11 protein-coding genes are annotated in these 13524 nt (G+C 62.3%); 5 read left to right on the forward strand and 6 right to left on the reverse strand.

Translation table 11 applies throughout. The features are described 5' to 3' along the window. Positions 1-13 precede the first annotated feature (13 nt). The 4 genes from YQ44_RS19030 to YQ44_RS19045 all read right to left on the reverse strand — a co-directional run bounded on the left by YQ44_RS19030 (position 14) and on the right by YQ44_RS19045 (position 2048). Positions 14-661, reverse strand: a complete 648-nt coding sequence (locus YQ44_RS19030) for a hypothetical protein (protein WP_071324716.1) — start codon at positions 659-661, stop codon at positions 14-16. Next, the gene (locus YQ44_RS19035) at positions 633-1175 is read right to left on the reverse strand and encodes a hypothetical protein (RefSeq protein ID WP_071324717.1); all 543 of its coding nucleotides are present in this window, start codon (positions 1173-1175) and stop codon (positions 633-635) included. The genes YQ44_RS19030 and YQ44_RS19035 overlap by 29 nt, the downstream gene beginning before the upstream one ends. 96 nt (positions 1176-1271) lie before the next feature. Further along, entirely contained in the window at positions 1272-1661 is a 390-nt protein-coding gene (locus tag YQ44_RS19040; protein WP_071324718.1) for a hypothetical protein, read from the reverse strand. A gap of 9 nt (positions 1662-1670) precedes the next feature. After that, on the reverse strand, positions 1671-2048 hold the full coding sequence (locus YQ44_RS19045) for a nuclear transport factor 2 family protein (RefSeq protein ID WP_071324719.1): 378 nt from the start codon (positions 2046-2048) through the stop codon (positions 1671-1673). A gap of 282 nt (positions 2049-2330) precedes the next feature. Here YQ44_RS19045 and YQ44_RS19050 point away from each other — a divergent pair, with 282 nt between their 5' ends. The 5 genes from YQ44_RS19050 (at position 2331) to YQ44_RS19070 (ending at position 8804) form a co-directional block, all read left to right on the forward strand. Further along, a complete protein-coding gene (locus YQ44_RS19050) occupies positions 2331-3731 on the forward strand; it encodes an L-cystine transporter (protein WP_071324720.1) in 1401 nt (466 codons plus the stop codon). Between the two features lie 80 nt (positions 3732-3811). Beyond that, the gene (locus tag YQ44_RS19055; RefSeq protein ID WP_071324721.1) at positions 3812-4576 is read left to right on the forward strand and encodes a histidine phosphatase family protein; all 765 of its coding nucleotides are present in this window, start codon (positions 3812-3814) and stop codon (positions 4574-4576) included. 145 nt (positions 4577-4721) lie between these two features. Then, the gene (locus YQ44_RS19060) at positions 4722-7244 is read left to right on the forward strand and encodes a TonB-dependent receptor plug domain-containing protein (RefSeq protein WP_232250946.1); all 2523 of its coding nucleotides are present in this window, start codon (positions 4722-4724) and stop codon (positions 7242-7244) included. Between the two features lie 16 nt (positions 7245-7260). Continuing rightward, positions 7261-8181, forward strand: coding sequence for an SAM hydrolase/SAM-dependent halogenase family protein (locus YQ44_RS19065; protein WP_071324722.1), 921 nt, complete (start codon positions 7261-7263; stop codon positions 8179-8181). A gap of 260 nt (positions 8182-8441) precedes the next feature. Then, the gene (locus tag YQ44_RS19070; protein WP_071324723.1) at positions 8442-8804 is read left to right on the forward strand and encodes a hypothetical protein; all 363 of its coding nucleotides are present in this window, start codon (positions 8442-8444) and stop codon (positions 8802-8804) included. 137 nt (positions 8805-8941) lie between these two features. On the opposite strand, the gene YQ44_RS19075 is transcribed toward YQ44_RS19070, so the two are convergent. Both YQ44_RS19075 and YQ44_RS19080 read right to left on the reverse strand, forming a co-directional pair. Further along, on the reverse strand, positions 8942-12163 hold the full coding sequence (locus YQ44_RS19075; RefSeq protein WP_071324724.1) for an efflux RND transporter permease subunit: 3222 nt from the start codon (positions 12161-12163) through the stop codon (positions 8942-8944). A 3-nt stretch (positions 12164-12166) separates the two neighbouring features. After that, the gene (locus tag YQ44_RS19080) at positions 12167-13342 is read right to left on the reverse strand and encodes an efflux RND transporter periplasmic adaptor subunit (protein ID WP_071324725.1); all 1176 of its coding nucleotides are present in this window, start codon (positions 13340-13342) and stop codon (positions 12167-12169) included. Positions 13343-13524: the final 182 nt, after the last annotated feature.

Raw genomic sequence — 13524 nt, forward strand, 5'->3', positions numbered from 1 at the left:
GCCCGAGGCGCGTCTAACGGATTTCTATCTTTTCAACTCTGACATTTTTCAATTGAATGCCGCGCAAGGGCTGCATTATGTCGTCAGAAATTAACATTCCGCCAAACTCCGTCCAAGAAATTTCATGGATCACGTTGACGCTGGTGTCGGCATGCCTGTTCCCTCGCCCAAAGCCGAATTTCACGCCGCAGGCAGGGCAAGCCGCAATTTTTGCATCCGCGACTACTGCACCATCCATCATTGCGGGCTGATCGCCAAAGAGCAGGACCCACGGCGCTCCGCCAACAAATGCGCAGTGGCTCTCCATCTTCCTCGAAGAGTCACCGAGATAGACATCGCCGAACCTGAAAAATTCGTTTATGCGCTCCGGCAGCAATTTCCGCAGCCTGGCGGACATGATGGAAGGCGATAGCCGTCCCATTGAAAACATATCTGCTTTTGCAGGAATGCGCTGCTCCACGACCACGGCAAAGTCACCTTCATTCCCGGGCATATAATTTCCGCAGTCTTGACAGATACCCGCACCGACATGCCCGCTCGTCCACGCTTCACTGGCGTCCACCACATCCGTTCCAGAATAATACAGATGCCACATGTATTTTTTCACGGCCTTGCCCTCAAAACCACCAACGTCATGGATAGCGCTGCTCCTGATATCCATTCGTAAACATGTGGAAAATATTGTCCATCTTTCCATCCACATAGCCGAACAGAATCTGGTATCCGCTAGGGCTTTCCTGACCATGCTCTCGCTGCCGGACCATGATGGACTGGAGGCGATCCCCTTCATACAGGTAATCGTAACGACCTACGCCAAATTTTCCGAAATTAATGTCCTGCATAATGCGTGCCCCATCGAGAAAACTGAGCATGACATTCCTCAGGCTCCCTCCTGCATTGAAGTGCACGCTTTTCAGCTTGTCCGGTTCATGAAAATAGAAGTTCCTGTTGATGACAGTAGCAGAGCCGCCATGGCTTTCCACCAGGAGTATCCTGTCCTCCCCGTCGAAATAGTACACATAAGTATCTTTTAACTTCGCGGGCAGCGTCTTTAGCGCTTTTCCCGGCGTGAAGCCGGCCCGTTGGGCGTCGAATGGCCTGACATTAAACAGCGGTCCTTTGCTGATCTGCGTTCGTGCCACGCGCAGCTTGACGGCCTCTAAATAGGTCGCCATGAAAAAGTCGGATTGCGACGCTATCGCGTGGAATTGCTCGCCCAGTTTTTTGATTTCAGTAATAATATATCGCTCCCGCTACGGCACTTCCAGCAATCAAGCCTGGCGCGGGCGCTTGATCTGCAACAAGATGAAATGGATCCACGCCAGCGCCGGCAGCACCAGCAAGACCAGCATCAGTCCGGCAGCCATGTCCGGCACGAAACGCACGAAGCAGGCGAGGAAGCCGGCGATGGCCAGCCAGAAGCGCCAGTTGAACGCATAGGCCTTGCGCGCCACGGTTGCCAGCGCGATGCGCCAGAATTCCAGCAAGGCCCACAGGCCGCCCGTCAGCAGCAGCGCCGCCAGCGCATTGGCGCCGGGCGCGTCCGCATACGTGCGCACCAGGTTGTACAGCAGCACGGGATAGCCGGCCGTGATGGCCAGGGTGGCGGGGCCGGCGGCGATGACAGCTTCGACCAGCTGCCCTTTGGAACGATGATCCACTGCGACTCCTTAAGCGATCACGCCGGAATGGGCGGCGATCACTTGCAGCGCGCCGGCGGCATTGCGCGCCCACACGCGCGTAAAGCGGAAGTCGCCATGCGTCTCCACATCGTGATAGCTGCCCGTCAACTGCATGCGCACGGATACCACGGCCACGTCGCCGCTCAGGCGCACATGGCGCTCGGACGCGCGCAAGTCCGTGATGGTCAGCAGGCGCTGCTCGTGCGCGGCCAGGTCGGCATGCTTGCTCAGCAAGTGCCCCAGGTGATTCGTAAACAGCAAGTCGTCGCCCAGCAAGTCGTTCAGCACGGCCACATCGGAGGCCATCATGGCCTGGCGCAAGCGCTCTTCCACATCCAGCACCTGTACTTCCGTCAAAGCATTCATTGTTTTCCTTATCAAGATAACGCGCGCCATAGTAGCAAACGGGGAAAGCATGCTGGCACGAAATAGCCAATTACACAATCATCCGGACGACTTATGCCTGTGGAGCATATTTATATAGCGTAATATTCGCAGCGGTATGGCGCAAAACGTCCCCATAGTACTGTACAGTGCCTGCCCTTCCGCCCTGGACCGGGCCAGGACCGGCGCGGATGTTACTTGCAGCAAAGTTCTATAAAATGCCCTCTGCAGCATAAAACCAAGAAAACCAAGATAAGGCCCACTATGGCAATCAACATCATTCTGAACCTGCTCGTTGCACTGATCGTCTTCGCTTTCATGTTCCGCCAGCAAAGCCGCCACGCGACCTTTACCGTGCGCGTCTTCACGGGCCTGGGCCTGGGCGTGCTGCTGGGCGCGGCCGCGCAAGCCATCTATGGCGCCGGCTCGCCCATCATCGCCGGCACCAATGAATACATCGATATCGTCGGCAGCGGCTATGTGAAACTGCTGCAGATGATCATCATGCCGCTGATCATGGTCTCCATCATTTCCGCCATCCTGAAACTCAAGGATGCGAGTTCGCTGGGCAAGATCAGCGCGCTGACCATCGGCACCCTGCTCATCACCACCACTATCGCCGCCGCGCTGGGCATTCTGATGGCCAAGCTGTTCGGCCTGACTGCCGTCGGCCTGACGTCGAGCGCCGCCGAAGTGGCGCGCGGCGTACAGCTGCAAGGTTCGCTGGAAACGGCGAAGGCGCTGTCGCTGCCGAAACTGCTGGTCAGCTTCGTGCCGACCAACCCCTTCCTCGACATGACGGGCGCGCGCAAGACTTCCACTATTGCCGTGGTCGTGTTCTCCATCTTCATCGGCATCTCGGCCACCGGCATCGCCGCGAGGAAGCCGGAAATCTTCGCCTCGTTCGAAAGCTTCATGAAAGTGGCGCACGCCATCGTCATGCGCATGGTCACCCTGGTGCTGCGCCTGACGCCATACGGCGTATTCGCGCTGATGTTCGAAGTGGTGGCCTCGTCGAGCTACACGGACATCTTGAAACTGATCAACTTCGTCGTCGCCTCGTACAGCGCGCTGATCTTGATGTTCCTCGTGCACCTGGCCATCATCGCCGGCACGGGCCTGAACCCGCTGCGCTTCCTGAAGAAAGTCTTCCCCGTGCTGGCCTTCGCCTTCACCTCGCGCACCAGCGCCGGCTCGATCCCGATGAGCGTGCAGACGCAGACCCAGCGCCTGGGCACGCCGGAAGGCATCGCCAACTTCGCCGCCTCGTTCGGCTCGACCATCGGCCAGAACGGCTGCGCCGGCATCTATCCTGCCATGCTGGCCGTGATGATCGCGCCCACCGTCGGCGTCGATCCATTTACGATCAGCTTCCTGCTGCCATTGCTGGCCATCATCACCATCGGTTCCGTCGGCGTGGCCGGCGTGGGCGGCGGCGCCACGTTTGCCGCCCTGATCGTGCTGTCGGCGATGGACTTGCCCGTCGCCCTGGCCGGCTTGCTGATCTCCGTCGAACCGCTGATCGACATGGGCCGCACGGCCCTGAACGTGAGCGGCTCCATCACGGCCGGCACCGTCACCAGCCGCGTCATGGGCCAGACCGACCTGGCCGTCTACAACAGCGACGACGCGCCCGACCTGGACGAAGCGGAACACGCCGCCTAAGCACCACTCCAGCGGCGCGCCGCGCCTTGCCGCTTTCCTCTATATTTATTCACAACAAGTACAGAGGAAGGCGCCAGGCGATGGAACAAAAGTGGCCGCAGCAACTGTGGATCGTGCGTCACGGCCAAAGTGCCGGCAACGTGGCGCGCGATGCCGCCGAAGCGGAAAAACAGCTGTTGATCGCCATCGCCGAACGCGATGTCGACGTCCCCCTCTCCGACCTGGGCGCGCGCCAGGCGCAAGCGCTCGGCGACTGGTTTGCCGCCCTCCCCCCTGAGCAACAACCGACCGTCGTGCTGTATTCGCCATACGTGCGCGCCCATCAGACGGCGCAAGCCGTGCTGGCGCGGCTGGACGCGGACAGCCTGAGTTCCGTGGTGGCCGACGAGCGCCTGCGCGAAAAGGAATTCGGCATCCTCGACCGCCTGACCGCGCGCGGCATCGCCAGCAAGTATCCGGAACTGCACGAACAGCGCCAGCACGTGGGCAAGTTCTACTTCCGGCCACCGGGCGGCGAAAGCTGGTGCGACGTCATCCTGCGCCTGCGCAGCGTGCTCGACACCATCACGCGCGAATACCGGGGCGAACGGGTGCTGGTCGTCGGCCACCAGGTGATCGTCAATTGCTTCCGCTACCTGCTGGAACGCTGCGACGAGCAAGCCATTCTGGCCATCGACAAGGCCGCCGACGTGCCCAACTGCGGCATCACCTCGTACGCATTCAATCCCGCCCTCGGCAAGCAGGGCAAGCTGCAACTGGACCTGTGCAACTTCGTCGCGCCGCTGGAAGCGGCCGGCACGCCCGTCACAGCCCAGCCAGACATGCCGGCCGCGCCCAAATCCTGAGCCGCGCCAAGAAGTCACACGAAAATCACACAGAAACAACAGCCATAAGCATATCCATAAAGAATCGTTCGCCATGGCAACGGCCTGCCGTAAGCTCAATCAAAAGTTTTCATAAATACATTGACCGAGCCCAAAGGACACCGCCTTGCACCCGCGCCATTCACACCTATCGCCCTCCCTTCCCGCCACGTCGCTGCGCGCCATCGTGCTGGCCTGCGCCATGCTGGGCGCCGCACCCGCCTGGGCCGATGCCGAAACCGCTAACACAGCCGGCGATGCCGCAACGCAAGCGGGCGCCAGCATCGACCAGGTCACCGTCGTCGGTTCGCGCGCGCGCAACCGTACCGTCTTCGACAGCAGCGTGCCCATCGACCGCTTCGGCGCGCGCGAAGTCAGCAATGCGCTGGCCACGGGCGACGTGGGCGCGGCCCTGCAGGCATTGTCGCCCTCGATCAACTTCCCCCGCATCGAATCGAGCGGCGCATCCGACTCCGTGCGCGGCATCCAGTTGCGCGGACTGGCGCCCGACCAGGTGCTGGTGCTGATCAATGGCAAGCGCCGCCACACGAGCGCCGTGCTCGACACGGAAAGCAGCTTTGCCGGCACGGTGCCGGTCGACATCAACGCCATTCCGCCGGGCGCCATCGACCATATCGAAATCCTGCGCGATGGCGCCGGCGCCCAGTACGGCAGCGACGCCGTCGCGGGCGTGATCAACATCGTGCTGAAAAAAGCCCGCACGGGCGGCTCGGCGGCCGTCAGCTATGGCGCCAACCACACGCATTTCGACCCGACCGATCAAACCCTGACGGATGGCCAGACCGTCATCGTCAACGCCGACTATGGCGTACCGCTGGGCGAAGCCGGCTATTTCCGTTTCGGCGCAGAAACGCGGCGCCGTTCGCCCACGGAGCGGGCCGGCCCCAGCGACGCGGGCTGGACCTCGTACAACGCCACGCCAGCCGACCTGGCCCTCGACGGCAAGGTGCTGTTCAAGTCCGGCGACTCGCGCCAGCGCAATCACTACCTGTTCTACAACGCGCAGCTCACCCTCGCTAGCGGCCTGGACTTGTACTCGTTTGCCACTTTGAACGAGCGCAAGTCCGACGGCAGCGCCTACTTCCGCTATCCGGGAGATCCGTCGAACGTACTCGCCCTGTATCCGAACGGCTACCGTCCCGTCACGAATGGCGACAAGCGCGACCTCGGCGTCGTGGCCGGCGTGCGCGGCACGGCAGCGGACTGGAACTGGGACGCCAGCGTCCGTCACGGCAGCGACCGCTTTGACTACGGCGTGAAGCAGTCCGTCAACGCCTCGCTGGGCGCGACCAGCCCCACGCGTTTCCACCTGGCCGGCTTCGGCTTCCGCCAGGATGCCCTGAACCTGGACGCCACGCGCAGCCTCGACATCGGCCTGCCCGCGGCCCTGAACGTGGCCGTGGGCGCGGAATGGATGCGCGAAAGCTACCAGAGCTCCGCCGGCGACGCCGCATCATATGCGGCCGGCACCGTCACGGATGCGCAGGCTATTGCACCACCGGGAGCCCAGGCTGGCCCCGGCCTGCGTCCGTCGGACACCTACGACGGCAGCCGCCACATCCGCTCCGTGTACGCGGACGTGGAAAGCGACCTCACGCCGCGCCTGCTGGTGGGCGCCGCCGCCCGCTATTCGCGCTACAGCGATTTCGGCAGCGCCAGCACGGGCAAGCTGTCGAGCCGCTACAAGGTGACGGACGCCTTCCTCGTGCGCGGCTCGCTGTCGAACAGCTTCCGCGCGCCGACCCTCGTGCAGACGGGCTTCCGCTTCGCCACCCTGAACTTCAACGCCGATGGCACGGCCCTGCAAACATCGGCCCTGCTGCCGGCCAGCGACGCGCTGGCACGCAGCTTCGGCGCACAGGCCCTGAAGCCGGAAAAATCGACCAACGTATCGCTGGGCCTGGCCTGGAAACCGGCCAGCGCCACCAGCCTGACGGTGGACGCCTACGTGATCCGCATCCGCGACCGCATCACGCGCTCGAGCGACTTGCAAAGCGACGCCGTCACCGCCTACCTCGCTGGCGTGGGGCGTAGCGACATCCAGTCCGTCGCCTACCTGGCCAACCTGCTCGACACGCGCACCAAGGGCCTGGACGTGGTGCTGAACCACGACCTCGCCTACGCCAGCGGCAAGCTGAACCTCAACGCGGCGCTGAACCTGAACACGACCACGCTCGACAAGGTCCGCTTGAGCTCCGACGCCTTGAACGCCATCGATCCCAGCTTGACCCTGTTGACGCAAACGAGTTTGTTCCGCATCAAACATGCGTCACCCAAGAGCAAATTGATACTGGGCGCCGACTGGCAGGCGGCAGGCTGGGGCGTGCAGGCGCGTGCCACGCGTTTTGGCGAGCTGAAAGATTTTTCATACGACAGCGAGGCCCCCCTGATCGACGGCATACCCGCGCAGCGCTTCGGCGCCGTCTGGTCACTGGACCTGGAAGGCCAATTGAAACTGAGCAAGCAGCTGACGGTGAGCGTGGGCGGCAACAATATCCTCGACCGCTATCCGCAGCGTGTGCGCCAGACGAATAACGCCACCTATGGCGGCGCCCTGCCCTACAATTTCATCAATCCCATCGGCGTCAACGGCGCGTATTTCTACGCCAAGCTGAACTACACCTTCTAACGCACGGAAAGACCATATGATCACCAAGAAAATCTCCCGCTTCGTCGCCGGCGCCTGCCTGGGCGCCCTCCTGTTGTCCAGCGCCCAGGCCGCCTCGCCGCTGGTGCTGATGACGGACTTCGGCACGGCCGACGGCGCCGTCTCGGCCATGCATGGCGTGGCGTACGGCGTCGCCCCCACGCTGACCGTTTCGGACCTGACGCACCAGATTCCCGACTACGACATCTGGCTGGGCGCTTATCGCCTGTACCAGACGGCCAATTACTGGCCGCAAGGCACGGTGTTTGTTTCCGTCATCGATCCGGGCGTGGGGACGGCACGCAAGTCTGTTGTTTTGAAGACAAAAAATGGCCGCTATTTCGTGGGCCCCGATAACGGCCTGTTCACCCTGATCGCCGAGCGCGACGGCGTGGCCGAACTGCGCGAGATTGATGAAAAGGTCAACCGCCTGGCCGGTTCCGCCGAGTCGTACACCTTCCATGGCCGCGACGTGTACGCGTATGTGGGCGCGCGCCTGGCCTCGGGCGCCATCAGCTATGAACAGGTGGGACCACAATTAGCGAGCGAATCCGTGGTGAAGATCGCCTATCAAAAACCTGTACGTGACGGCAATACCATCCGCGGCATCGTGCCCGTGCTCGACGTGAAGTATGGCAATGTCTGGACGAATATCCCGAAAACCCTGCTCGATGAATTGCAGGTAAAACTGCACGATCCGCTGCAAGTGCGCATCTTGCATAAAGGCAAGCAGGTCGCCAGGGTCACGGCGCCGTTCGAACATACGTTTGGCGGCGTTGCCAAGGGCAAGCCCCTCGTCTACCTGAACAGCCTGCTCGACGTGGCCGTTGCCATCAGTCAGGGCGACTTTGCCGCCAAACACCATATCGAATCGGGCGTGGACTGGGAAGTGGAAGTCAGCAAGGCCCCTGCAAAATAAACCGTTCCCTGCGGCCAGGATAGGCTGTCCTGGCCCATCTTGCCGCCCTCCGGCGACAGATGGGTATCGCGCCCTTGCGCCACATCAAACCTGACCATATCCGCTCCGCCCCAACGCCCCTCATTTGTAACTGCGGTGAACCTGCGCCAGGCTGCCTACTCTAATTTCTGCAAGCGATGCCAGCCATGCTCCAGTTGCCAGTCAGGCAGTCTGGCAAGGCATGCGCTTCCACGACAGCCTTCCACCGAAAAGGAACAATCATGACGGCTCCACTCCTGACTACCAGCAAGCTCGTCCTCGCTAGCGCCATCGTCTGCGCGCTGCTGGGCGGCTGCAACAAGCGCAGCGACACCAGCACGACGACCACCACCACCACGCCAGCGGCCACGGAGCCGGCAACGGCGCCAGGCACCAGCGGCACCTCGGGCACCACGGGCACGACCGCCCCCGCCACGCCGGACGCCACCATGCCTGCCACGCCAGGGGTGGCACCAGGCACCACCACGAATCCGGACGGCACCACGACGCCGCCGCCGAGCGTGCCGCCCGCCAATGGCACCACGCCGGGCACGGGTACCGGGACCGGGACCGGCACGACCACGCCGCCACCGCGCAACAGCTAGGCAAGCGGCAAGCGCCAATGGTGAATTTCCGAGCATGATGTCGCGCGCCTGGCCGCGGCAACAGGCAAAAAAAAGGAGCCTTCCGTGGAAGGCTCCTTGAAAACCACGGCGCAGCGCAAGCTGGCCTTGGCCCGGTATTACTTTTGCAGGCTGACCGATGCCGCTTTCGGCGTGCGGCGTCCCATCGCGAACAGGATGCCCTTTTTCAGCATGCGGTAGACGAAGCGCAGCAGCAGCAAGGTCAGCACGCACTCGACCAGGGTCAGGATCATGGCCACGGCCACCGGCATGCGCGCGGCGCGGCGGTGGAACTTGGCCACGGCGCCATCGCGGGCGATCTCGATGCTGTCATAGAAGGTCGGCACCACGAGCAGGGTCAGAATCGTCGACGTGATGGTGCCGCCGATGATGGCGATCGCCAGTGGGCGGTAGAACTCGCCACCTTCGCCCAGGCCCAGCGCTACGGGGAACATGCCGGCGATCAGCGCGAACGTCGTCATCAGGATGGGACGCAGACGCATGCGGCCCGCATACATCAGCGCGTCTTCACGGCCATAGCCCTCTTCCTCGCGCTTGCGCGCCGCGTCCAGCAGCAGGATGGCGTTCTTTGCCACCAGCCCCATCAGCATGATGATGCCGATAAAACTCATCAGGTTAAGGGTGTTGTTCGTGATCACCAGCGCCACCACCACCCCGATCAAACTCAGCGGCAAGGACATCATGACGGCCACGGGCGCCGTGAACGAACCAAACTGCATGACGAGGATCAAATACATCAGGCCGATACCCATCACCAGCGCGATCAGCATTTCCGTGAACAGCTCTTGCTGGTCCTGGCCGGCACCGCCCAGCGCCAGGCCGTAGCCGGGAGGGAAATCGATCGACTTGGCCAGCTTCATGGCGTCGGTCGTCACTTCGCCATTCGAGCGGCCCTGCGCATTGGCCGACACGGTGATCGTGCGCTTGCCATCCTTGTGCTCGATACCGGACGGGCCCTTGCCCATGGTAATGGTGGCAATCTGGTCGAGCGGCACCATTTGCGACGTCCCCGTCACGCTGATCGGCAGGCGCTCGATATTCTCGGACGCCACGCGGTCGTCGGGATGCAGGCGCACGGCCACGTCGCGCGTTTCGCCCGTCGGATCGACCCAGTCGCCCACTTCCACGCCGGCAAACGCCACGCGCAGCGATTGCGCCGCATCGTTGACGGAAATGCCCATCGAGTTGGCCAGGCCACGGTTCAGTTCAATCTGCAGCTCGTTCTTCGGATCCTGCTCCGACAGGCCCACGTCGACGGCACCCGGAATCAGGCGCATCTTGTCCATATAGGCGTTCGTGATTTCCATCAACTTGCGCGAATCGGGACCCGTGAATTCCACCTGGATCGGTTTTTGCGAACCATTGCTCAGATCGTCCTGCACCACGTATTCGGCACCCACGAGGCGCGACATCTTCTCGCGCAGCTCGACCGCGATTTCCTTGGCGGAACGCTTGCGGGTATTGCGCTTGCCGATATCGACATACACGCGCCCGCCACCGGCATTGATGGAGCTGTTGGTATCCTTGGTTTCAGGCAAGGTACGCGCCAGCACGGCCGCCGCTTCCAGTTTCAGGCGCGAATACTCGATGCTGCTCGACGACGGCGTGCGCACATTGATCATCAAATTGCCGGAATCGGATGCTGGCAGGAAACTCGTGCCGCCATGCGTGCTATGCAGAACGATGGCGCCGACCAGGCTGCCGAAGGCGATGATGGCCATCCAGCGGCGGTGATGCAGGGCCCAGGCGATGACGCGGCCATAGCGGTCGGCCTGGTGGTCGAACCAGTGGTTGAATTTCTCCAGCACGCGGCCGATGCCTTTCTTCGGCGCCGCGTGTTCCTCGATCGGGTCGCCCCAGAAGGCCGACAGCATGGGATCGAGCGTAAACGAGATGCCCAGGCTGACCAGCACCGAGCACGTCACCGTCAAGGCGAACGGACGGAACCATTCGCCAGAGATACCGGGCATGAAGGCCACGGGGATGAAGACGGCGATGATCGAGAAGGTCGTGGCGGCCACGGCCATGCCGATCTCGGCCGTGCCTTCCAGCGCCGCCGTGCGGCGGTCCTTGCCCATTTGCATGTGGCGCACGATGTTTTCACGCACCACGATGGCATCGTCGATCAGCACGCCAATGGCCAGCGACAGGCCCAGCAGGGTCATGAAGTTCAGGGTAAAGCCGCACAGCCACACGGCGATGAAGGCGGCAATCACGGACGTCGGCAGGCTCAGCGCCGTGATCAGGGTCGAACGCCATGAGTTCAGGAAGGCGTAGACGACGAAAATCGTCAGCACGGCGCCCAGCACCAGCGATTCGATCACATTGTTCAAGCTATGCTGGGCGTTTTCGCCGCCGTCGCGCGTCACTTGCAACAAGGTGCCCTTCGGCAAGGTCTTGTTGATTTCCGCCACCATGTCGCGGATCTTGTTGGCCACGCTGACGGTGGAGGCGTCGCGCACGCGGGTAATCGATATCCCCACGTTCGGCTTGCCGCTGCGCACGCTCATGCTGTTGACTTCGGCAAAGCCATCCTGAATGGTGGCCACCTGCGCCAGGCGCACGATTTCCTCGCCGCGGCGCTTGATCACCACTTGCTCGAATTCGGCAGGCGATTCGATGCGCCCCACCAGGCGGATGCTTTTCTCGTCCAGCGTGCCGCGCACCTTGCCCACCGGCGCATTGGTGTTCTGGTTGCGCAAGGCCGTGACGACATCGCTGACGGAAACATTGTATTCACGCAACTTTTCCGCACGCAACAGCACGGACAGTTCGCGTTTCAGCGAGCCGCCCACATTCACCAGCGCCACGCCATCGACGGCGCGGAAGCGGTCCGACAGCACGTCCTCGGCCAGGCGCGAGATTTCCGCATGGCTTTGCGAGCTTGACGACAAGGCCAGCTGCATGATGGGCTCGGCCGACGGGTCGATGCGCTGCAGGATCGGTTCGCGCATCTCCAGCGGCAGCTTGTAGCGCACGGAGGCGATGGCGTTGCGGATATCGTCGGACGCTTCGATCAGATTGGTCTTGAACGAGAACTTCAAGAACAGGGTGGCCGAACCTTCGTTCGAATCGCTATTGACCTCGGTCACGCCGGAAATGCTTTGCAGCGACTTTTCCAGGCGGTTCACCACTTCACGCTCGACCGTATCGGGCGATGCGCCAGGGTAAGGAATGCTGACGACGATAAACGGCACTTCGACGTCCGGATTCTGGTTGACGCGCAGTTTCTTGAGCGCCAGCAAGCCGACGCACATCATCGCCAGGATCAGGACGATGGTGGCGGTAGGCCGCTTGATACTGAAATCGGAAAGGAACATGGCTTAGTTTCCTTTACCGGCAACGGCGGTGCTGCTGCTGGCCACGGCGGCGGCAGGCACGGCCTTGGCCGCCGTCAACTCCACTTTCTGGCCATCCTTGAAGGTCGAGCCCGGCGTGCGCAGCACGGTGTCGCCGCTGGCCAGCCCGCTTTGCACTTCCCACTGGCCCGTGCGCACGTCGCGCGCGCCGATGCGCAAGCTGGTCTTTTGCAAGGCCTTGTCCTTGACTTTCCACGTGTACGTCACGTCGCCCGCCTTCACCAGGGCCGAATCGGGGATCATCAGGGCGCTGACGGTATCCGTTTCGATGCGGCCTTCCGCATACAGGCCGGCCACGCGCGGCTGTTCCTTGTCATTGAAATCGACGAGCACGGCCACCTGGCGCGTGATGGCGTTGGCGGCTGGATCGACGCGGCGCACCTTGCCCGAGAAATCCTGGCCCGGATAACCATTGATGCGGAACAACACCGGCTGGCCCACCTTGACGACGCCGATCTTGTCGGCCGATACCAGGCCCTCCAGGCGCATGCTGGTCGGATCGATGACGCGGATCAACTCCTTGCCGATTTGCGCCGTATCGCCGTTAGATACCTTGCGCTCGCTCACGATGCCGTCGAACGGCGCGCGCACGAGCGTGCGCTGCAGCTGCTGGCGGGCCTGGGCGGCGCGGCTCTTCGCGGCCGACAGGTCGCTCTGCGCATTGTTGCGGCGGATTTCCGCGTCTTCCAGCGCCTGCGTCGACGTCATGCCCGAGGCGCGCAGGGTCTTCATGCGCTGGAACATGCGTTCGGACTGCTCCAGCACCTGGCTCGAGGCGCGGCTCGCTTCCTCGGCCGAATTGAGGCTGTCGCGGATGGCCGTTTCATCCAGGCGCACCAGCACGTCGCCGCGCTTCACGGCTTCGCCATTTTCCTTCATGACCTGGATCACCACGGCCGACACTTCGGCGCGCAGGTCGGCATTGCGCTCTGGCTGCACGGAACCGGTGATCACGGGCCCCGATGCCAGCGCATTGCTCTGGATGGTCAACATGTCTTCCGGGGAAATCAGCAAATTGACGGCGGCGCTGGCCTGTTCCTTGCCGTCCTTGCCAACGCCCTTGCCAGGATCTTTGGATTCTTTGCCACAGGCGGTCAGGGCAGAAGCGATTGCCAGAACAAACAGGGTTTTGCGCAACATGGGTAATTCTCCGGATAGATAGCACCGTTACCGTACCGGCAGCCCGGATAGGGCGGCAGGCGATAGCAGGCATTTATTTTTATTAAAACCACAAGCGCCAAAGTATCCATGAGCGTGTCTGGGCATGTCAATCGGCGGTTTCCTGTAATGCTTTAATCTATGGATGAAACGTAGTTTTTACG

Origin of the sequence: Janthinobacterium sp. 1_2014MBL_MicDiv, assembly GCF_001865675.1 — a bacterium.
Lineage (GTDB): Bacteria > Pseudomonadota > Gammaproteobacteria > Burkholderiales > Burkholderiaceae_D > Janthinobacterium.

Excerpts from the sequence above, each read along its gene's own strand:
- YQ44_RS19030 (WP_071324716.1), bottom strand. The coding sequence starts at position 661 with ATGGATATCAGGAGCAGCGCTATCCATGACGTTGGTGGTTTTGAGGGC.
- YQ44_RS19035 (WP_071324717.1), bottom strand. The coding sequence starts at position 1,175 with ATGGCGACCTATTTAGAGGCCGTCAAGCTGCGCGTGGCACGAACGCAG.
- YQ44_RS19045 (WP_071324719.1), bottom strand. The coding sequence starts at position 2,048 with ATGAATGCTTTGACGGAAGTACAGGTGCTGGATGTGGAAGAGCGCTTG.
- YQ44_RS19050 (WP_071324720.1), top strand. The coding sequence starts at position 2,331 with ATGGCAATCAACATCATTCTGAACCTGCTCGTTGCACTGATCGTCTTC.
- YQ44_RS19055 (WP_071324721.1), top strand. The coding sequence starts at position 3,812 with ATGGAACAAAAGTGGCCGCAGCAACTGTGGATCGTGCGTCACGGCCAA.
- YQ44_RS19065 (WP_071324722.1), top strand. The coding sequence starts at position 7,261 with ATGATCACCAAGAAAATCTCCCGCTTCGTCGCCGGCGCCTGCCTGGGC.
- YQ44_RS19070 (WP_071324723.1), top strand. The coding sequence starts at position 8,442 with ATGACGGCTCCACTCCTGACTACCAGCAAGCTCGTCCTCGCTAGCGCC.
- YQ44_RS19075 (WP_071324724.1), bottom strand. The coding sequence starts at position 12,163 with ATGTTCCTTTCCGATTTCAGTATCAAGCGGCCTACCGCCACCATCGTC.
- YQ44_RS19080 (WP_071324725.1), bottom strand. The coding sequence starts at position 13,342 with ATGTTGCGCAAAACCCTGTTTGTTCTGGCAATCGCTTCTGCCCTGACC.